This window comes from Sphingomonas sp. PP-CE-3G-477 (assembly GCF_003050745.1).
GTDB lineage: Bacteria > Pseudomonadota > Alphaproteobacteria > Sphingomonadales > Sphingomonadaceae > Sphingomonas.
On the sequence record NZ_QAOF01000008.1, the window covers coordinates 46,217 to 65,228 of the forward strand.

The 19,012-nt window shown below is 66.3% G+C and carries 17 protein-coding genes and 1 tRNA gene; 5 read left to right on the forward strand and 13 right to left on the reverse strand.

Features of this window, described 5'->3' with window-relative positions:
• Positions 1 to 34 precede the first annotated feature (34 nt).
• From C8J45_RS14775 to C8J45_RS14790, 4 genes are all read right to left on the reverse strand, one after another.
• Positions 35 to 1,021 (reverse strand): FecR domain-containing protein, encoded by a 987-nt coding sequence (locus tag C8J45_RS14775; protein ID WP_107963908.1) that lies wholly within the window; start codon positions 1,019 to 1,021, stop codon positions 35 to 37.
• Positions 1,018 to 1,752 (reverse strand): RNA polymerase sigma factor, encoded by a 735-nt coding sequence (locus C8J45_RS14780; protein ID WP_258191474.1) that lies wholly within the window; start codon positions 1,750 to 1,752, stop codon positions 1,018 to 1,020. The genes C8J45_RS14775 and C8J45_RS14780 overlap by 4 nt, the downstream gene beginning before the upstream one ends.
• 239 nt (positions 1,753 to 1,991) lie before the next feature.
• Positions 1,992 to 2,948 carry an integrase arm-type DNA-binding domain-containing protein gene (locus C8J45_RS14785; RefSeq protein ID WP_107963909.1) on the reverse strand — a complete coding sequence of 319 codons (957 nt, stop codon included), beginning with the start codon at positions 2,946 to 2,948 and terminating at the stop codon, positions 1,992 to 1,994.
• Between the two features lie 181 nt (positions 2,949 to 3,129).
• Positions 3,130 to 3,222 (reverse strand) — tRNA-Ser (locus C8J45_RS14790).
• Between the two features lie 171 nt (positions 3,223 to 3,393).
• Between C8J45_RS14790 and C8J45_RS14795 the strand changes: the two genes are divergently transcribed.
• Together C8J45_RS14795 and C8J45_RS14800 are read left to right on the forward strand one after the other, a co-directional pair.
• Positions 3,394 to 4,170, forward strand: a complete 777-nt coding sequence (locus C8J45_RS14795) for a DUF1134 domain-containing protein (RefSeq protein WP_107963910.1) — start codon at positions 3,394 to 3,396, stop codon at positions 4,168 to 4,170.
• Positions 4,171 to 4,351: 181 nt separating this feature from the next.
• Positions 4,352 to 4,696 carry a hypothetical protein gene (locus C8J45_RS14800; protein ID WP_107963911.1) on the forward strand — a complete coding sequence of 115 codons (345 nt, stop codon included), beginning with the start codon at positions 4,352 to 4,354 and terminating at the stop codon, positions 4,694 to 4,696.
• 19 nt (positions 4,697 to 4,715) lie between these two features.
• On the opposite strand, the gene pyrC is transcribed toward C8J45_RS14800, so the two are convergent.
• On the reverse strand, positions 4,716 to 5,753 hold the full coding sequence (gene pyrC, locus C8J45_RS14805; RefSeq protein ID WP_107963912.1) for a dihydroorotase: 1,038 nt from the start codon (positions 5,751 to 5,753) through the stop codon (positions 4,716 to 4,718).
• A gap of 81 nt (positions 5,754 to 5,834) precedes the next feature.
• Between pyrC and C8J45_RS14810 the strand changes: the two genes are divergently transcribed.
• The 3 genes from C8J45_RS14810 to C8J45_RS14820 all read left to right on the forward strand — a co-directional run bounded on the left by C8J45_RS14810 (position 5,835) and on the right by C8J45_RS14820 (position 8,821).
• Positions 5,835 to 6,566: a folate-binding protein YgfZ gene (locus C8J45_RS14810; protein ID WP_258191475.1), complete on the forward strand. Its 732-nt coding sequence runs from the start codon at positions 5,835 to 5,837 to the stop codon at positions 6,564 to 6,566.
• 55 nt (positions 6,567 to 6,621) lie between these two features.
• Positions 6,622 to 7,383 (forward strand): 16S rRNA (uracil(1498)-N(3))-methyltransferase, encoded by a 762-nt coding sequence (locus tag C8J45_RS14815; protein ID WP_107963913.1) that lies wholly within the window; start codon positions 6,622 to 6,624, stop codon positions 7,381 to 7,383.
• A 64-nt stretch (positions 7,384 to 7,447) separates the two neighbouring features.
• Entirely contained in the window at positions 7,448 to 8,821 is a 1,374-nt protein-coding gene (locus C8J45_RS14820) for a glutamate--cysteine ligase (protein WP_107963914.1), read from the forward strand.
• Positions 8,822 to 8,849: 28 nt separating this feature from the next.
• Here C8J45_RS14820 and C8J45_RS14825 read toward each other — a convergent pair whose 3' ends face one another.
• From C8J45_RS14825 to C8J45_RS14860, 8 genes are all read right to left on the reverse strand, one after another.
• On the reverse strand, positions 8,850 to 10,136 hold the full coding sequence (locus C8J45_RS14825) for an isoprenylcysteine carboxylmethyltransferase family protein (RefSeq protein WP_107963915.1): 1,287 nt from the start codon (positions 10,134 to 10,136) through the stop codon (positions 8,850 to 8,852).
• Positions 10,137 to 10,219: 83 nt separating this feature from the next.
• A complete protein-coding gene (locus C8J45_RS14830) occupies positions 10,220 to 12,808 on the reverse strand; it encodes a PAS domain-containing protein (protein ID WP_258191476.1) in 2,589 nt (862 codons plus the stop codon).
• 93 nt (positions 12,809 to 12,901) lie between these two features.
• The gene (locus C8J45_RS14835) at positions 12,902 to 13,279 is read right to left on the reverse strand and encodes a hypothetical protein (RefSeq protein ID WP_107964021.1); all 378 of its coding nucleotides are present in this window, start codon (positions 13,277 to 13,279) and stop codon (positions 12,902 to 12,904) included.
• A gap of 111 nt (positions 13,280 to 13,390) precedes the next feature.
• Positions 13,391 to 14,053, reverse strand: coding sequence for a nickel uptake transporter family protein (locus C8J45_RS14840; protein ID WP_107963917.1), 663 nt, complete (start codon positions 14,051 to 14,053; stop codon positions 13,391 to 13,393).
• Between the two features lie 3 nt (positions 14,054 to 14,056).
• A complete protein-coding gene (locus C8J45_RS14845) occupies positions 14,057 to 14,365 on the reverse strand; it encodes a DUF3325 domain-containing protein (protein WP_107963918.1) in 309 nt (102 codons plus the stop codon).
• Positions 14,362 to 15,957 (reverse strand): PepSY domain-containing protein, encoded by a 1,596-nt coding sequence (locus C8J45_RS14850; protein ID WP_107963919.1) that lies wholly within the window; start codon positions 15,955 to 15,957, stop codon positions 14,362 to 14,364. The genes C8J45_RS14845 and C8J45_RS14850 overlap by 4 nt, the downstream gene beginning before the upstream one ends.
• Entirely contained in the window at positions 15,954 to 16,268 is a 315-nt protein-coding gene (locus C8J45_RS14855) for a hypothetical protein (RefSeq protein ID WP_107963920.1), read from the reverse strand. Before C8J45_RS14855 ends, C8J45_RS14850 begins: the two co-directional genes overlap by 4 nt.
• Complete coding sequence (locus C8J45_RS14860; RefSeq protein ID WP_258191477.1) at positions 16,265 to 18,550, reverse strand: TonB-dependent siderophore receptor; 2,286 nt, start codon at positions 18,548 to 18,550, stop codon at positions 16,265 to 16,267. Before C8J45_RS14860 ends, C8J45_RS14855 begins: the two co-directional genes overlap by 4 nt.
• Positions 18,551 to 19,012: the final 462 nt, after the last annotated feature.

The window sequence follows — 19,012 nt, forward strand, 5'->3', positions numbered from 1 at the left end:
TTCAAAGAGGACGACGACGGTGTCGCGCCCTACCCTACGCTTTTTTCGCGGCGGTCAGCACGATCGTGCCACTCGGCCGCTTGATGAGCGGCAGGGAGAACATGTCGGCGACGGCTCGGGCGAAACCGTCTGGATCGGAAACCCGGAATGCGCCGGTGATCCTGAACTCCCCTATTTCGCGGTCCGGGAATTCGATCTGGCGGCTATTGTAGCGGTTGATCGCGGCGATCGCGGCGGCAAGGCGCACGCGGTCGAACGACAGCATGCCGCGAGTCCAGCCCAGTTCGCCCGGCTCCGCCCGTCCGAGTGACGAAACGCCGTACGTCGGGTCGAAGACAGCTTGTTGCCCTGACGCGATCCGGGTTGTCCCGCCATCTGGCCCTGAGAGCACCACGTCCTCCCGCCACGCGACCACACGGACAAATCGATCGTCCTGCGCGACATCGAATTGCCCCTCACCGGCGACAAGCGTACCGTTCGGCGCTGCGACGACAAGGCCCGCGCCGCCGCGTGCTACGTGGAAACGGACGCGCCCCTTGATCAATCGAACCCGAAGCCCGGTTTCGGCGTCGGTGACCGCGATGGCCGCGCCGGCATCCAGCGTGACACGCGCACCGTCGGCGAGCGTCACGGTGCGAACCGCCCGGTCGTTGCTCGCATATTCGTGGATTGCCGCCGGTGTTCCCGGACTCCCGAGCTGCCCCATCGTTAGCACGCCAATTGCGGCGACGAGCAGGAGCGAAACGGCGATCACCGCATAGCGGACCGCCGGGCGACCGGACCATATAGCGGCACGACGAAGGTCGCGTCCTCGCCCGAGCGCCGTGTTGGTCAGGAACGCGCTCTGATCCCAGCGTAGCTGCAGCCGCGCATAGGCCGCGTCGTTTTCGGGATCCGAGGCTCGCCACGCGTCGAGGTCGTCTGCCCATTGCGAGGCGTCAGGTCCGCGCATCCTTGCGAACCAGCCTTCGGCATCGGCCGGCGCGCGGTCACCCGCGGCTTCGCCGCGCCCGTCACTCATCGGGCGGCAAGGACGCGATCGACGAACGCGATTGCCTGGGTCATGTGCTTTTCGACGCCTTTCACGCTCAATCCTGTCCGCCGAGCGATCTCTACATAAGAATAGCCATCGATGCGATGCGCGAGGAATATCTCTCGGGTCCGCGGCTTCAGGCGCTGCAGTGCGCGTTCGAGACGGCGGAGCATGTCGCGCGTTTCGAGAGCTGCGATCTGGTCGGGTGCGCAGAGGTCGATCTCGTCGACGGGTACGTGGTGGGCAGAGGCGCGTCGGAGCTCGGTCTTGGCATCGTCGAGTGCGAGATTGGCAGCGGATCGTTGCAGATACCCGGCGGGGTTGACGATATCCGCCCGTGCCTCCGGGCTGAGCCCGGCGAAGCGAGCGAACACCCGTTGGACGAGATCGCCCGCATCGTCATGAGACGTACGGCGGCGGAAGAAGCGCAGCAGGCTCGGGCGTTGCTCGCGATAGAGTAGCTCGATCGGCGACGGGCCGGCGGGAATGACCCGATCGTCCGGCGGGAGCGGGTCGCCTTCGAGTACGGCGCGCTGCGGAGGCAGGCTCCCCCTCAACGCCTCGCCCCCGCCCGGCGAGCAGGACTGCCTTCCTGCTGGTTCGACCATGTCTGCACCGCGCCTCGCCTCCATCCGCGAGGCGACGCCGACGACGAGCCGGGTGTAGAGAACATGCTTGAGACATGCGCCGATGCCTTTGGCCGCAAGCGGCTTGGACATACGCAACGGCCACCCGGCCGCGTCGATGGCGGGTCATTTCATCCCAAGCGAGGTTCTCAAGCCTCGGCGCCGCTTGCGCAGCGCTCGTACAGCTTAACCTGCCAGTGCAGAGAAGCAATATGCAAGTCTCATGTGGTTCATCGAGCATCGATTTGACAAATATGTAATAGCCTGATGCCGATAGTACCTAGAACCGCGTATCCCCCCTCGACGATGAGGCGCTTGAATATGCCGGCCGGTCAACCACTTAAGTCTCGACTGCTTATCGGGAATAGCAGGCTGCCGCCGCCGGTGAGCGGCCAGAGCGAGCGCAATACCGCGATCGCCTGGCGCGTAAGCGGCACCAGATGATCGCCACCCAACTCCGCCTTGCGCTCGAGATCGCCCTTCATCCGGGACGTGGGGATACGCCACAAAGGCTCAGCCCCGTTGAGATCCTCGAACTCATCCCAGACCGCACCGCGCAATTCGCTCGGACGCACCGCGGTTAGCGCCAGAAAGCGCAATGCGAGCCGGGTGATCGGCCGTGCATAGTCCTCGGCGGTGATGATCATCTTTCGCAGCGGTACGAGATCGACGATCGCGGGCTGACGTCCCTTGCGCAGCGGCTTCAGCACCGCGCCGAGCTTCTCGGCCGGATCGGTCTGCGCGATGCCTTCTGCGATGGCATAGACGAACACCGCCGAGATCCGCTGCCGGACCCGCTCGGCGGTCTCGATCGAACCCCGGGCCTCGATCTCGCGCAAGACGCCGAGCACGAGCGGCGGAGTCTGCTGGGCTATCGGCAAATCACCGATCGATGGGAAAACGTCCCGCTCAAGGCTGCGGATGATGTCGGCGGCATGGACCTTGGCCCATTGCGACCGCGAATTCTCGTGCCAGGCACGCGCGGTGCGCTCGAAGGTCTGGCGGCCGGCTTCGATGTTCGCCTCGACCTTGAGCCGCTTCAGGACGTTCGGGTCATGGCCCTCGCACAGCGTCGTATAGGCTTCGTCGCGTTTCGCCCGTGCGTCCGCCAGCGACAGCAACGGGTAGGCGCCAAACGCCATCGTCCGCTGCTTGCCGTCGTAATCGTAGTTCCAGCGCCAGAGCTTTCCGCCGCTAGAAGTGACCAGCAAATGGAGGCGATTGGCGTCCGTGAGTTTGTAGGATTTTTCGCGCGGCTTGGCGGCGCGAACCTTCGCGTCTGTAAGCATTTTCGGTCTCCCAAAATACCACGTTTTTTGGCCGCGCGTACCACGTTTCAGTACCTCCGAAGCGCCGGATGGGCGTGGACGGGTACGAACGACCGTGGCCGAACTGGTCAGCTAAGCGTCGGTAATTTGGGAGGAAAAGTCGATATCGGTGGCCCTGTGCGGACCCCTGTGGACTTGCCGATGGCGGAGACGGAGGGATTCGAACCCTCGGTACCAGTAAACCCGGTACGGCGGTTTAGCAAACCGCTGGTTTCAGCCACTCACCCACGTCTCCGGCTGCAGCAGATGCGGGGCTATAGCGAGGGTCGGGCGGCGGGGCAACGGCTGTAATGCGCTATTCCGACGCGAAATCGACACGGGCCGGTGGTTCGTTCATTGCGCGGCAAGGCGCATCTTGGTTACCTAGCCGCAGCGGGCGCATTCGCGTTCTGGGGAATAGTTGATCATGCGTAGCTTCTGGCTTGGCCTTGGCGTCCTTGCAGCCACCTTGTGCGGCGGTGCGCCGGGTATCGCGGCGGCACAGGTCCGCACGATCGATCCCAACCAGGCGATCGACGGCGACCTTTCCGCGCAGCCTTCGCAATATCGCGCCGGCCAGTCAGTTCCGCAAACAACGACGCAGCCGTCGCGGCCCGCCGATCAGGACGTTCCGGCCGAACCGACGCCGACACCGGCGCCACCGCCCGCGACGAACGCCCAGCGTCCCGAAACGCGGGCCGAGGCGACGATGCAGGCCGCCGACACCTATGAACGCGACGACCTGCTCGCCGCGGGCGAAGGGGTGTTCGGCAAGGGTGCAGCAGGGCTTGGCGGCATCCTCGAGAACATCCTGAAGGACCAGGGTCAGCCCAACGCCTATATCGCCGGCCGCGAGGCGTCCGGGGCGTTCATCCTCGGCGTCCGCTACGGCTCGGGAATCATGAGCCACAAGGTCGAGGGCCAGCAGCCGGTCTATTGGACGGGGCCATCGGTCGGCTTCGACGTCGGCGGCGACGCGAACAAGGTCTTCGTGCTGGTCTACAACCTCTACGACACCGAAGAGCTCTACAAGCGCTTCCCGGCCGTAGAAGGCCGGCTGTACCTCGTCGGCGGTTTCGCCGCGACCTATCTCCGCCGCGGCAACGTCGTCCTGATCCCGATCCGTCTCGGCGTCGGCTGGCGCGCAGGGGTGAACGTCGGGTATATGAACATCACGCACAAATCGAGGTGGCTGCCGTTCTAAGCGCAGCGCGGCAGCGGGCTACGCCCGCCTGACTCGCGCAAGCCCGGCCGGCGGGCTTCAGCCTGTCCGACGACGTGGGCTTCGCCCACGGCGCGCGCCCAGACACCGAAGTCCCTCGTGGCGCAAAGCCAAAGCCACGCCCACAAGTTGACGCCCCCACCCCACACGCTACGCCTGAAAAATGGCAAAACCCGACCGTCTCGCCCGCCTCGACGCCCAGCGCGAGGACCTGGAAACCGAATATCGCGAAACGCTGATAGCGGCGCTCGAAAAGACCGCGTCCGGTTCGCTGGGCCTGTTCGACCGCACCGCGGACCGCCGCATCCGCGCCGCGATCGCCCCGACGATCGACGCGCTCGCCGAGATGGGCGGCGACATCGATTCGATGCGCGACCGCCTGATGCTGGAACCCTTCGCACTCCACCGCGACTTCTTCGCCGCGCGCGGCCCGGTCAGCGCCAGCGCGGTCGGCGAGCAGAAGGAAGCGCGGTTGTGGCTCGACCGGCTGAAGGCTTCGTCAGCCTGACGAATATTCGGGAACGCCCCTACCCCTCGAACCGCCACCCGACATTGGTCCCCGCGAGAAACGGCACCACTGCTGTATCCCCCGCGCCGACCGACGCGGGGACCTCGGCATCGCCGCGCACCAGCGTCACGGTGCCTTCGTTCAGCGGCAACCCGTAGAAGCGCGCGCCGTGCTCGGAGGCGAACCCCTCGAACTTGTCGAGCGCACCTTCCTCGTCGAATACGCGCAGATACGCTTCCAGCGCGAATGGTGCGTTAAAAATGCCCGCGCATCCGCAGCCGGATTCCTTGGCGCCCACCACATGCGGCGCGCTGTCGGTCCCGAGAAAGAACTGCGGCGACCCCGACACAGCTGCGCGGCGCACGGCCAGTCGGTGCGTCTCACGCTTCAGCACCGGCAGGCAATAGGCGTGCGGACGAAGCCCCCCGTCGAACAGCGCGTTGCGGTTGATCAGCAGGTGCTGCGGCGTGATCGTCGCGGCGATCGGATGATCCGCCTCGGTCACGAACGCCGCGGCTTCGGCGGTCGTGATATGCTCCAACACGATCTTCAGGCCGGGATAGTCGCGCACCAGCGGCGTCAGCACGCGCTCGACGAACACCGACTCGCGGTCGAAGATATCGATCGACTTGTCGGTCACTTCGCCGTGGATCAGCAGCGGCATCCCGATCCGCTGCAACGTCTCCAGCACGCCGGTCAGCGCGCGGATATCGGTGACGCCGTGCGCCGAATTGGTCGTCGCATGCGCGGGGTACAGCTTGCACGCGGTGAAGACGCCCTCGGCATGGCCGCGCTCGATCTCCGCCGGATCGGTGCCGTCGGTGAGGTAACACGTCATCAACGGCGTGAAGTTCGCCCCCTCGCCCAGGGCCGCCATGATCCGCTCGCGATAGGCCTTCGCCGCCTCGATCGAGGTCACGGGCGGGGTCAGGTTCGGCATGATGATCGCGCGTGCGAACTGCCGCGCGGTATGGCTCGCCACCGCCTCCAGCATTGCGCCATCGCGGAGGTGGACGTGCCAGTCATCGGGGCGGCGGATCGTGAGGCGCTCGGTCATGCGGCCTTACTATCGGCGCGGGCCGCCGGATGCCAGACGTCGCCTGCTTGGAAATCGCGCCAGGCGCACTAGGTGGTGATCATGGACACTCCTGGAACGATGCTCGCCGATCGCAGCGTGATCCGCGTCGCGGGCGAAGACGTGCGGGGCTTCCTGCAAGGGCTGGTCACCGCCGACACCGCATTGCTGCCCCCCGCCACTCCGGCCTGGGCGGCATTGCTGTCGCCGCAGGGCAAGGCGCTGTTCGACTTCATCCTGTGGGCGGACGGCGACGACGTGCTGATCGACGTCGAGGCTACGCAGGCCGAAGCGCTGACGAAACGCCTATCGCTCTACCGCCTGCGCCGCGCGATCACGTTCCAGCCCGATGCACTGAAGGTTCATTGGTCGCTCGGCGGCTCCCAAGGTGTGCCAGACCCTCGCCTTGCCGACCTCGGCCATCGCTGGATCGCCCTGGAAGCAGCGCCCGCGGCCGGGTGGCACGCGCACCGCCTGTCACTCGGGGTGCCTGAAGGCATCGCGGATCTCGGCGCCGGCGAAACGCTCTGGCTCGAATGCAACGCTCGCGAACTGAACGGCGTCAGTTTCACCAAGGGGTGTTACGTCGGCCAGGAAAACACCGCGCGGATGCATCACCGGTCGAAGGTCAACCGCCGCCTGGTCGTGGCCCCCTTCACCGAGCCGAGCAACCGTACGCGTACGACCTACCCGGAGCTTGGCCTGATGATCGAGCATCGCCGCGTCGAAGCTCTCGGCGATGCGGTGATCCCGACATGGCTCGCCGCCGCTCTGGCCGACGACGAGACGGCTTAGCATCCGGGTGCCGCCGCCCCTCCCCGTCTGCGGGAGGATTTGCTAGAGGCCGTGCATGCCTGCAACCCCCGCCTGGCCGCCGCAATCCACGCCGCGCCTCTTCGTCGATACGCCGCTCTCGGTTGGTCCGCTCCACGTCGATGGGCCGGCGGCGCATTATCTCGTCGGGGTGATGCGGATGAAGATCGGCGATCCGGTGAAGCTGTTCGACGATCGGACCGGGGAATGGCTCGGCGTCGCGGCGAGCGTCGGCAAGCGCGACCTGGTGCTCGACGTGACCGAAATGCTGCGGCCGCGCGAGGACGTGCCCGATCTTTGGCTGTGCGCCGCGCCGCTCAAGAAGGGCCGGGTCGACTGGATGGCGGAGAAGGCGTGCGAGCTGGGCGTCGCGCGGCTGGTGCCGGTGGTCACGCGGCGGACGATCGTCGACAAGCCCAATACCGAGCGCCTCCGCACGCAGATGATCGAGGCGGCCGAGCAATGCGGGCGCACCGCGCTGCCCGAGGTAGCCGAGCCGGTGAAGCTCGCCGCGTTGCTCCGCGACTGGCCCGAGGACCGCGCGCTGTTCTTTGCGGACGAGACCGGCGGCGTGCCTGCGCTGGAGGCGATGCGGGGGCGACCCGGCCCGGCGGCGATCCTGATTGGGCCCGAGGGCGGTTTCGATGCGGACGAGCGGGAGGCGATCCGTGCGCATCCGAATGCGGTCGGCATCGGGCTGGGGCCGCGCATCCTGCGAGCCGAAACCGCGGCGGGGGCGGCGGTTGCCTTGTGGATGGCTGCGGCTGGCGATTGGGGCGCCGATCGGGCGGGTGTATGACATCGGTACCGATTGGTCCGAATCCCCTCTAGCACCCTCGTTCATCGACGCGTAAGGCGCGGCGATGACGACGATTCCCGCTCCGAAAAAGACCAGCCCGACGATCGAGTCGCGCGACCAGTTGATCGCCAGCTTCGCGGGCGGCGAAAAGCCGAAGGACGCATGGCGGATCGGCACCGAGCACGAGAAGTTCGTCTATGCGAACGGCGATCACCACGCGCCGTCCTATGACGAGCCGAGCGGCATCCGCGCGTTGCTCGGCGAGCTGGAGCAATATGGCTGGAAGCCGGTCATGGAAGGCGGCAACGCCATCGCCATGTCGGGGCCCGACGGCAGCATCAGCCTGGAGCCTGCGGGCCAGTTCGAGCTGTCGGGCGCGCCGCTCGACTCGCTGCACGAGACCTGCGCCGAGACCGGGCGCCATCTGGAGCAGGTGAAGGCGGCGGGCGAGAAGCTCGGCATCGGCTTCCTCGGGCTCGGCATGTGGCCGGACAAGACGCGTGCGGAACTGCCGACGATGCCCAAGGGGCGCTATGCGATCATGCTGCGCCACATGCCACGCGTGGGCAGCATGGGGCTCGACATGATGCTGCGGACCTGCACGATCCAGGTGAACCTGGATTACGCGTCCGAGGCGGACATGGTGAAGAAATTCCGCGTCGGGTTGGCGCTCCAGCCGCTCGCGACCGCGCTGTTCGCGAATTCGCCTTTCACCGAGGGCAAGCCCAACGGCATGCTGTCGTATCGCAGCCATATCTGGTCCGACACCGATCCGCACCGCACCGGCATGCTGCCGTTCGTGTTCGAGGATGGCTTCGGCTACGAGCGCTACGCCGAGTACGCGCTCGATGTGCCGATGTACTTCGTCTACCGCGAGGGCAAGTATATCGACGCCGCCGGGCTGTCGTTCCGCGATTTCCTGAAGGGCGAATTGTCGGTGCTGCCGGGCGAGAAGCCGACGCTCGACGACTGGACCGATCATCTGTCGACCGCGTTCCCCGAGGTACGGTTGAAAACCTTCCTCGAGATGCGCGGTGCCGATGGCGGACCGTGGAACCGGATCTGCGCGCTGCCGGCGCTGTGGGTCGGGTTGCTGTACGATCAGGGTGCGCTCGATGCGGCGTGGGACCTGGTCAAGGACTGGACGATCGACGAGCGCCAGTCGCTCCGCGATGCGGTGCCGAAGCTGGGGCTGAACGCGCCTATCGCGGGCGGGAGGAAGCTGCGCGACATCGCCGGGCAAGTACTCGATATCGCCGGGGCCGGTCTGTCGGCGCGGGCGCGCTTCAATCGCGCAGGCGACAACGAGACGGGCTTCCTCGATCCGCTGCGCGAGATCGTGCGAAGCGGCAAGGTGCCGGCGGAAGTGTTGCTCGAGCGGTATAACGGCGTCTGGAACGGCGACGTTTCGAAGGTCTACGACGAGGCCAGCTTCTGACTACGCCCCTTCCGCTTGCGGGAGGGGATCAGCCGCGCAGTCGCGCGAACAGCCGCGGCACTACGCCGTTGCGCGTCATCCAGTCGAAATAGGCGCGGTAGTCGGGGTCGAGCTTCAGATGGCGCTCCTCGGTCTTCGCGCGCCAGTAATACACGCCGCTGACCGCCGCCAACAACAGCGTCGCGCGCGCCGCATCGACCATGCCGCCGACCGTCAGGATCGGGATCGTCGAGATCCACCAGAACAGGTTCTTCGACAGATACGCCGGATGCCGCGACACCGCGTAGGGCCCGTGCGTCAGGATGCCGCGGTTGGTCAGGTTCGAGAAGCGGAAGCCGAACGCCATCGTCGCCCACGCATAGATCGCGGTCAGCGCCACCAGCACCGTCCCGATCAGCGCCAGCAGCACCGGATGCCACTGGAACCAATACGCCCAGTCCGACGTGCCCGGATGGTAATCGAGCGGACCGCCGGTGTTCATCAGGATGAACGGGGGATAGCACATCAGCGCAGGCATCCACGCCGCCGCGTAGGGATTGGCGCTGCGGATGTGCGAATCGAGCGGGCGGAAGGTCAGCAGATAGCCGATCGTCGCGAACGCCACGTCGATCAGGAACATCAGCGTCACCAGCCAGTTCGACAGCGACACCGGATCGTGCAGCACCGCGCGCAAATCGCCACGGACGAAATCGCCGAATCCCGGCGGCACGATCGCCAGCATGAAGGCGAGGAAGAACGTCTTCACCCCCCATGCGCGCAGATGGCCATAGATCGCCTCGCGGTCGACCCCCGCCTGCCCGGTCAGCCACGCGCCGAGATGCCAGGCGCCGTCGCGCGGCGCGACGAGATACCGGTCGATCCACAGCACATAGGGGATCGAGGCGACGAACAGGATCGGCGCTGCGTTGGTGAAGCACCACATCGCAAACGCGAAATTGCCCTGCCAGTAGAACCGCCCGGCGCCGTAAATGACCGCGATCCCCGCCCAGGTCGCCCACAAGCCGGCGAGCTTGGTCAGGCTGGTGTCGAGCGTCTCGCGCCACGGCTTGCCCGTCGACCAGTCGATCCCGGTGCTCGGGCTCCGGTGGACCTTGTCGACCAGCAGCGACCAGGCCACCATCGGCAGTCCGCACGCGACCACGTTGATGAGCGCGGAATACGGCCCGTCCATCCCGTACCAGCGCGCGATCCCGAGCCACGCCAGCAAGCCCGCCAACCCGGAAAGACCTGCACCGTGGCTGACCGCCGACCGTGGACGTGGATCAGCCTCGGGGTCGGCCTCGGCCATATCGGAAAGCGCGGCGTCCTGGAGCATGGGATACTCAGTAGCGCGGATTGGTAAGCAAGCCATGAAGCATGACGCGCCGCCCCGCCTGCCCGCCCCGCTCAGCCTCAGCCTCAGCCCGTCGCCTTGCGCAGCACGCGCGACAATTGCTCGACCGAATACGGCTTGTGCAGCAGGTCGAAGCCGTGCGTCCCGTTCTGCGCGAGCACGTTGCTGTACCCCGATGTCAGGACCACCGGCAGGCGGGGATACCGCTCGCGGATCGCTTCGGCGAGTTCGATGCCGTTCATCCCCGGCATGACGACGTCCGAAAACACGATGTCGAACCGCGATGCATCCCGCTCGAGTTCGACCAGCGCCTCCTGAGCATCGGCGGCCCAAACCGTCACATAGCCGAGTTCGGCAAGCGACTGGGTGGTGAACGTGCCCACTTCGCGATTGTCCTCGACGACGAGGACGCAGGTGCCGTGGCCGTCGGCGAGATCTTCCACAGCGTCGTCCGCTTCGGTGGACTCCCCCTGATCGACTGCGGGGAGATACAGCGTGAAGGTGGTGCCGACGCCGACTTGGCTTTCGACCGTGATGTCGCCCTCGGATTGCTTGGCGAACCCGAACACCTGGCTGAGCCCGAGCCCGGTCCCCTGCCCCACGCCCTTGGTGGTGAAGAACGGTTCGAAGATGCGTTCGAGCTTGTCGGGTTCGATGCCCGATCCCGTGTCGGTCATCGATATCGCGACGAACCGCCCACGTACTATCGGATGCGAACGGACCGCCGGAATGAACGCGGCGTGCCGCACGGCGACGTCGATCCGCCCCGCCCCGGCCATCGCATCGCGCGCGTTGACCGCCATGTTCACCAGCGCGGTATCGAGCTGGCTCGGATCGACGTTGGTGAAACACGCGTCGTCCGGCACGTCGATGCCGATCACGATGCGCGATCCGGTCAGCGTGCCCAGCATGTCCGAGATCACGCGCAGGCTCTGGCCGACGTCGATGATCTCGGGCTTGAGCGCCTGCCGGCGTGCGAAGGCGAGCAACTGGCCGGTCAGTTTCGCCGCGCGATCGGCGGTGTCCGAAATCGCCTCGATATAGCGCGCGCGCCGATCGTCGCTGAGATCCGGGCGCTTGAGCAGATCGGTCGCCGACCGGATGACGGTCAGCAGATTGTTGAAATCATGCGCGACGCCGCCGGTGAGCTGGCCCACCGCCTCCATCTTCTGCGACTGGCGCAGCGCGTCTTCGGCGTTCTGTAGCTCGCTGGTCCGCGCCGTCACCTGCTGTTCGAGCGATGCGGCAAGTGCGGCAAGCTCCTGTTCCGCGCGGCGCCGTTCGGTCGCGATCCGCGTGCGCTCGGCAACGTCGCGAATGAACGCGAGCTCATCCTCGCGCCAGTGACGCTGCGCTTCGTGATTGATGTAAAGCAAGGCAACGAGATCACCGTTCTCGGTCAACGGCATGTTGATGACCGCGCGGGCGCTGATCGCCTCGAGCGCGGCGGCGTTCGCCATCGTACGGGGGTCGATCCGCGCATCGTCGAACACCACGTCGCGGCCCTGGGCGAGGTCTTCGATGTACGATCCGTAATCGCGGAAGTTGAGCACGCCCGCGAGCGACGTGATGCCGGGCGCATTCCAGTCGCGCGCGATCGTGATGGTTTCGGCCTGCGTATCGACCTGGCCATAGCCCGCACGGCTGACGCTCAGCGTATTGCCGATGATCCGCGCCGCCGCGAACGAGATATCGTCGGGCTCGTCGGTATCACGGAACACGTCGGACAGCTCTACGAGCGCAGCGCGCATCATGTCGCCACGCCGCTGGTCGGTGATGTCGGTCGAGACGCCGGCGATGCGCAGTGCCTCGTGTTGCGCATTGTAGAAGGGCTGCCCGCGCGAGCCGATCCATCGCATCTCGCCGTCCGGTCGGATGATGCGGTAGACGACGCCGTAATCGGTCCCCTCCGCGATGCAGCGTTCCACCTCGGCGACGCTTTTCTGCCGGTCGTCCGGGTGGATCGCTTCCAGCCGGTCTTCATAGGTGAAAGGTTCGTGCACGGGGCGTCCGAAGATCTCCTTGCAAGTCTCCGATGCGGTCAGCCGGTTGGTGGGGATTTCCAGGCTCCATGTGCCGAACCGTGCCGCCTTCAGCGTGAAGGCCAGTTCGCGCTCATGCTCCTCCTGCATCCGCAGCCGGTCGGTGAGTTCGGCCATCAGCGAGGCGTTGCTGACCTCCAGGCCGTGCAGCCGCTCCCGCTCGATCGTCACGTCGACCTGGCTGGCAAAGAAATAGGCCAGCACGCCCTCGGTGTCGTAGACCGGCGCCAGCAGCAGCCGGTTCCAGAACAGTTCACCGTCCTTGCGGTGGTTCTGGATGTCGATCTCCAGCGGCTCGACCCGCTTCACCGCGTCGCGGATACGCTGGATGGTCGCTTCGTCGGTTTCCGGCCCCTGCAGGAAGCGGCAGTTACGCCCGAGTATCTCGTCGCGCTCATACCCGCTCAGTCGACAGAACGCGTTGTTCACGAACACGACCGGATTGTCGGGCAGCCGCGGATTGGTGATGATCATCGGCATGCGCGTAGCCCGCACCGCGGCGACGAACGGATCGGTTCCGACGTCCTGGCCGATCAGTTCCGCCGCGATCCGCTCGGCATCGGCCGTCATCTTCGGTACGACAGGGGAAACGCGGTCGGTGATGTCAGTCAAGGCCGGCTTCCCATGGATTGGCGCTAAGTCCCTGACATTTAGGTCGCGCTTCGGTTCACCGCAACGTAGCGCGCCGTCTCCGGATGCGCATTATCACTGGTAATGCGTGGTGTTTTCGAAGCCTTCGTTGGTCTTGGCCATCTTGAGCAGCTTCTTGGCATAGGACCGCACGTGCCGGTCGAACCGCGTGTCGTTATACACGCCGCGCCAGATATATTCGTCGCGGTCGAGGAACAGCAGCAGCGTGTCCGAGAACGACGCTTGGAGATCGGCGGTCTTCCCAGCCTTCATCATCGCGCAGACCATCTCCTCGGCGCTTGCCTTGTCGCAATCGTCCTGAAGCTCTCGGCCACCGCGCTCCGCCACGACCTGATCGCCCCGCGCGGCGACCACCCGGCTTTCCAGCCATGTGCGGACGACCGCGCCGTCCCACGGCTTCGCCGGTGTTCCCTTCGATGATCTGACGGCCACGCCTCGACTCCGTTCACGCTCGATCGGCAAAACCAGCTTGCCGCATTCCGATCGCGGCTTCGGTGACGCCGGATCGGCCGTCAATCGCCAATCGATCCGGCACCCGGAGCCCTACCGTACGACGTACGTCGTCGTCGTGATCCGGTACACGGCCTGCGCGACGCCGCCGGGCAGCGAAATCGGGCCGTCCTCCTTCTTGCTGGCGACCAGGAGATAGCGTCCCGGCTTGGCGACGCCCGACTTGCCCGTCTCGCCAGTCTTGCCCGTCTTGCCCGTCTCTATGGTGCCGGCGTCATCGGTCGTCAGGTCGGTCTTGGAACGATCGGGCGCGTATAGCGAGACCATGGCGCCGGGCACCGGCTTGCCGTCGCGCGTCAGCACGAAGCGCGACCCGTTCGCGGTGACCGGCGCGAGTTCGAACGGCAGCTTGGCCTGCGCTTCGGCACGACCGGCGCGCGCGTAATAGACCACGCCCTCCTTCTTCCCGTCCGGCCCCCAGGGTGCGAACACCGTATCGTCCCACGCGCGGACGTCACCGGCCGGCAGGTTCGTCTCGAGGAACCCGGTACGCCGCGTCAGGACCGCGCCTGGCTGCGCGAGTATCCGCGGCGCCTTCAGCTTGGCGAACTCGGGATCGCCGCCGGGCGGCATCGGTTCGCCCGGCTCGCCCAGATAGACGCGCGCGGGGCCGGTGCCGTCGCGTTCGATCCAGATCTCGTGAGCCTGCGCGGTTGCAGGAAGGCAGAGGATGAGCGCCGCGAACAGGGTACGCATAGGCTATGGTCCTTTGACGGAGGGTCGCGAGGGCCGCGGGTCGGTCCGGGCGGGGATGAAATTGAGCGTGAGGAAGGCGATCCCGGCGCCGGCCATGATCGCGCCCACATAGAGTATCGGCCCGAAGATCCAGCCTCGGGCCAGGATCGCGGGCACGGTGCTCGCGACGAGCGCCAGCCAGCCGCCGGTCCGCAGCTTTCGGCGTCGGCGCGCGTCCGGACACGCGCCGAACCGGCGGCGATGATGCGCATCGGTGGCGAGACCGAGCAGGACGAACGCGGCGGTGGCTAACATAAGCGACAGGACGCTCATTCGGCGGGCTCCAGAACCTTGGCGGTGGTAGCGGCCTTGACCTTGCGAGCACGTTTCGCAGTCGGGCGATAGCGCGCGACGCGGCGGGCGAGCAGGAGGAACGCGATCCCGAACACCGCGATCGTCGCGTCGATGCCCGCGATCATCAGGTCGCCGATCGCCAGCGATGCGAACAGCCCGCGATCGGTCGCGACGACGTCGTACACCGGCAACGCGACGAGCAGCACGCCGGTCGACGCGAACAGCGCCGGCCACCCGCGCGCCGGCCTGACGACGAACGCCGTCACGGCAGCGATTGCCCAAGCGATGAACATCACGTGCATCTCCCAGTCCGCGCGCGCGCCGAGTGTTACCGGCAGCAGGCGGTTGGCCCAGAAGAAGCACGCGATCGCGAGCGGGAAGCCGCCGATCACCGCGACGTTGAGCCGCTCGACGAGGCGGAACCCGAAATGCGGCCGGGTCGGGTCGGGCAGGCGCTCGCGACGCTTGACCGTCCACAGCACGAGACCGCTGGCGACCATCAGCGTGCCGGCGATCCCGCACAGGAAATACAGCCAGCGGCCGCCGGTGTCTGCGAACCGTCCGGCATGGAGCCCGACCATCGCGCCCGCGGTCTCGGCGGCGGCGCCGGGTGGCGGCGAACGCCAGACGAGGCGCCCCGTCACGCCGTCATAGGTCAGCCGCGGTGTCCGCGACGACAGCATCGAATTGGCGCTCTGGCTGATCGTGATCCGTGCGGCGACGTCACCGGGATCGCTGACCTCGATGAAACTGGCTGGCGCACCGAGCCGGCGTTCGGCGTCGGTGGCGATCCGTCGCAGGTCGATCAACGGCGCGGGACGGCCGGTCCGCTCGACCACATTGGCGGTCGGGAACAGCGCGGCGAACACGGTATTCTGATCGGTATAATTGGCGACGACCGCCCACGGCATCAACAGCGTCATCAACGTGACCAGCCCGGTATAGGTGATCATCAGGTGGAACGGCAGCGCCAGCACCGCAGTCGCGTTATGCCCGTCGAGCCAGGATCGCTGCCCCTTGGCACGGCGCAACGTGAAGAAATCCTTGAAGATCTTCTTGTGCGTGACGATCCCGCTGACGATCGCGACCAGCATCATCATCGTCGCGAACCCGACCAGCCACCGCGCCCAGATCACCGGCATGTAATGGAGATCGAAGTGGAAGCGGTAGAAGAACTCCCCACCCCGCGTCTCGCGCGCCTGCGCGACCTGTCCGTCGGCGCCGATCAGCGCCTGCGTGTCGCCGCGCCCTCGCCGGCCCCGCCTGCCGCGCTCTTCGCCGGGCTTGGGTTGCGGTACCCAGAAGACCTGCGCGCCAGGCGATCGTTCTGTCGCCACCGGGATGATCCAGCTCTTGGCGTCGGGCGCCTTGCCGGTGAGGAATGCCTGCGACCCGGCCAGCACGCGCATCGGCTGTTCGACGCGCGCGATCTCCGGCCGCATCCAGCGGTTGAGACCCTCGCGCCAGAACGCGATCGTGCCTGCGACGAACACGAGGAACAGGATCCAGCCGAGCAGCAGCCCGGACCACGTATGCAGGAACGCCTGCGACTGTCGAAAGCCCTTGCTCATAACCGCCCCGTCACGTCGATCGAGACCCATGCGATCGCCGCGGCGATCCCGGCGGCGATGGCCAGCGTCCAGATCGCCCGCCAGCCGCTACGCGCGGCGAATGCCCACATCGCCGCGAGCGCGCACAAGGCGAGCGCGATCAGCGACGCGGTGACGCTCGCCTCGGCACGGTCACCGGGCAGCAGCCGCGCGATCGCCATCGCCCAGAGGCTCGCGGTCGCATAGCCGAGTGGCACCGCGGCGACGACGCGCAGCGCGATGTCGCCACGTCGCGCCCAGCGCGCTCGGGCATGCGCGTCGCCCGCCGTCATTCGAATGTGTACCGAAGCGTCGCGAACGCGGTACGCGGGCTGCCATAGTAATTGCCGCGACCGGTGGCGGCGATGCGCGCGTAATAGCTCTTGTCGAGTACGTTCGCGACGTTGACCGAGACACCCACCCGCTCGTTGAACTTGTAGCCTGCGCGCAGGTCGAGCACCGCATAGCTCGGCTGGCGGACGATGGTGGACCGGGTGCGCAGCGTGCCGTCGGCGTTGAATACCGCCGCAGTGCCGCCGAAGGTCGAGCTGAACCACGTCACGCTGCCGCCGAGGCTCGCGCCCGCCAGCGGCCCGTCGACCGGCGCGTAGTTGGTGAACGCCTTGATCATATGCTTCGGCACGATCGGCACCAGTGGCAGCCCCTCGAACGCGGTGGTCTGGTCCTCCAGATACTTGGTCTTGGTGTAGGTGTAGCCGCCATTGATCCGCCAGCCGGGCAGGATCTCGCCGGTCGCCTCGGCCTCGATACCGCGCGAGCGGACCTTGCCGGTCTGCAGCACGACGGTCTGGATGTCGGGATCGTTGAACAGGCGATTGGTCTGCGTGATCTGATACGCCGCCGCCGACAGCAGCAGGCGATCGTTCATCAGCGAGAGCTTCGTCCCCGCCTCATATTGCGCACCGACCAGCGGCTCGATCTGCTGCCCGTCGGGGCGTGCCCGGCCGACCGGTGCCGCCTGCGGCGTGAAGCTGTCGGCGTAGCTCGCATAGAGGTTGAGCTGCGACGTCACGTCCCAGACGATCCCGGCATAGGGCGTGAAGCGGTTGTCGATCCCGTAGCGCGTCGACGGCGGCAGAACGCCGGTCGGCGTCAGGAGCGTGGTCGTCGTGGTATCCCACCACGTCACGCGGCCGCCACCGATCAGCGTCAGGCCGGCAAGCGGGCTCAGCCGCATCTGCCCGTAGAGGCCGTATTGCTCGACGTCGGTCGAGGAACCGCCATAGACCTGCAGCGCGCAATTGGCGGGCGCGGGCGTGATCGCGGTGCTGGAATTGGGACAGGTCGCCCCCGTCCCCTGCACCGGATAATAGGGCGACGCGCCATACGGGTTCAGCGGCGGCTCGAACGGCGACACCGGATTATACACGTCGATCCGCGCATAATTGGACAGCCGGGTGAAATAGGACGTGCCTGAACTCGCCTGGTAATCGGTGCCGAGGATCAGCGTCTGGTCGCGTCCGAACAGCGGGAAGCTGCCGATGCCGTTGAAGTCGAACGAGCGCGTCTGCTGCTTGCTGTCGCCGCGATAGGCGATGTGGCTGGTCGAGCCGTTGGTCGCGGTGACCGGCTGGTTGCCGATATAGCTGTAGATGTCGACGCGATCGACGTCGGTGAACAGCCCGGTCGCGCGCAACGTCCAGCGGTCGCTGATCTTGTGCGCCAGTTCGGCGAACCCGGTCCAGGTCTCGGCGTTGAACCGGTTCCAGTCGGCGCCGAGATAGGTCGATCGCTTCACGTCCAGCAACTTGCCGTCGCTGCCGTCCGCGCCGCCGATGATGCCGGGCAGTCCCGACTGCACCGCCGGACGGAAGCGGTCGTAATAGCCGCCGACCGTCAGCGTGGTGCGCTCGCCGATCTCAAGCGAACCGACCGCGAACCCGCCGATGCGGTTGCGATGCGCCGTGGCGAAGAACTGGTCCTGGTCCTGCGCCATCGCACCGACGCGCAAGCCCGCCTTCGATCCGACCGGCGTCGAGACGTCGAGTTCGAACCGTAGATTGTCATAGCTGCCGGCACCGGCGCTCGCCTGCGTCTTGAACGCGTCGAGCGGCCGCTTGCGCACCATGTTGATGCTGCCGGCGGGATTGCCCGATCCGCTGAACAGGCCTGCCGGGCCACGCAGCACCTCCAGCCGGTCGTAGAAGAACAGGTCCGGCACGGCGGACGGGAAGTTGAACGCAAAGCTCGGGACGCCGTCGATCAGGTAATTGGTGATCGCGAACCCGCGCGAGAAGAACGACGGGTCCTCGCTGCCGACGCCGTTGACGGTGATGCCGTTGGTCGCGGTCAGCGCGTCCTCCAGCGTGAACAAATTCTGCGCCTCGATCTGCTCGCGGTCGATCACGGTGATGGTGTTCGGGGTGTCCTTCAGCGGCGTCACGGTCTTGCCGACCGCGCGACCATAGCTCTTGCCGATGACCATGATCTCGTCGGACTTCTGCGCGTCGTCCGATCCGCTGGAGGCTTCCGCGGTCTTCGGCTCTTCCGCCGATGCCGGCAAAGGTGCCCCGACCAGTGCCGCACTCGCCAGCAATATACTCGACAAACTCATACTGAACCCCCGTTGACCGGAGCCCTCTAGAAGAGTCGCTTTTGCGAGTCACTATCAATCTAACGTTTTTGTCATCTTCGGGAAAGACCTTGGCGATGATGCGGAGACAGAAGGCGCCTCGTTTCACAGCAATCGACAGACGATGAAAAGATCGGATCGGTCAGGATGCGTGGAGGCAAACGGGCTAGACCTGTCCAACCAGCTGACCCGACGCGGTCCGCCATCACGTGCCTTTCCAAGACGAGCGCCAGAGGGGAACGATCTACACGATCAAAAATCGTCTTTCGCTGCACTAGCCCAAGACTCGGTTTTGAACAGATCGACGGTCGTTGACATTACACCGCGGGTCCACGATGTAACTCTCATGTACGCTCCTGCGACACATAAACGTTTCCGCGACCACGCCGGTCAACTCGCCGCACGCGGTTAGCCCGAGCTCGCGGCCAGACGCCGCTGGAGTTC

Excerpts from the sequence above, each read along its gene's own strand:
- C8J45_RS14775 (WP_107963908.1), bottom strand. The coding sequence starts at position 1,021 with ATGAGTGACGGGCGCGGCGAAGCCGCGGGTGACCGCGCGCCGGCCGAT.
- C8J45_RS14780 (WP_258191474.1), bottom strand. The coding sequence starts at position 1,752 with ATGTCCAAGCCGCTTGCGGCCAAAGGCATCGGCGCATGTCTCAAGCAT.
- C8J45_RS14785 (WP_107963909.1), bottom strand. The coding sequence starts at position 2,948 with ATGCTTACAGACGCGAAGGTTCGCGCCGCCAAGCCGCGCGAAAAATCC.
- C8J45_RS14795 (WP_107963910.1), top strand. The coding sequence starts at position 3,394 with ATGCGTAGCTTCTGGCTTGGCCTTGGCGTCCTTGCAGCCACCTTGTGC.
- C8J45_RS14800 (WP_107963911.1), top strand. The coding sequence starts at position 4,352 with ATGGCAAAACCCGACCGTCTCGCCCGCCTCGACGCCCAGCGCGAGGAC.
- pyrC (WP_107963912.1), bottom strand. The coding sequence starts at position 5,753 with ATGACCGAGCGCCTCACGATCCGCCGCCCCGATGACTGGCACGTCCAC.
- C8J45_RS14810 (WP_258191475.1), top strand. The coding sequence starts at position 5,835 with ATGGACACTCCTGGAACGATGCTCGCCGATCGCAGCGTGATCCGCGTC.
- C8J45_RS14815 (WP_107963913.1), top strand. The coding sequence starts at position 6,622 with ATGCCTGCAACCCCCGCCTGGCCGCCGCAATCCACGCCGCGCCTCTTC.
- C8J45_RS14820 (WP_107963914.1), top strand. The coding sequence starts at position 7,448 with ATGACGACGATTCCCGCTCCGAAAAAGACCAGCCCGACGATCGAGTCG.
- C8J45_RS14825 (WP_107963915.1), bottom strand. The coding sequence starts at position 10,136 with ATGCTCCAGGACGCCGCGCTTTCCGATATGGCCGAGGCCGACCCCGAG.
- C8J45_RS14840 (WP_107963917.1), bottom strand. The coding sequence starts at position 14,053 with ATGCGTACCCTGTTCGCGGCGCTCATCCTCTGCCTTCCTGCAACCGCG.
- C8J45_RS14845 (WP_107963918.1), bottom strand. The coding sequence starts at position 14,365 with ATGAGCGTCCTGTCGCTTATGTTAGCCACCGCCGCGTTCGTCCTGCTC.
- C8J45_RS14850 (WP_107963919.1), bottom strand. The coding sequence starts at position 15,957 with ATGAGCAAGGGCTTTCGACAGTCGCAGGCGTTCCTGCATACGTGGTCC.
- C8J45_RS14855 (WP_107963920.1), bottom strand. The coding sequence starts at position 16,268 with ATGACGGCGGGCGACGCGCATGCCCGAGCGCGCTGGGCGCGACGTGGC.
- C8J45_RS14860 (WP_258191477.1), bottom strand. The coding sequence starts at position 18,550 with ATGAGTTTGTCGAGTATATTGCTGGCGAGTGCGGCACTGGTCGGGGCA.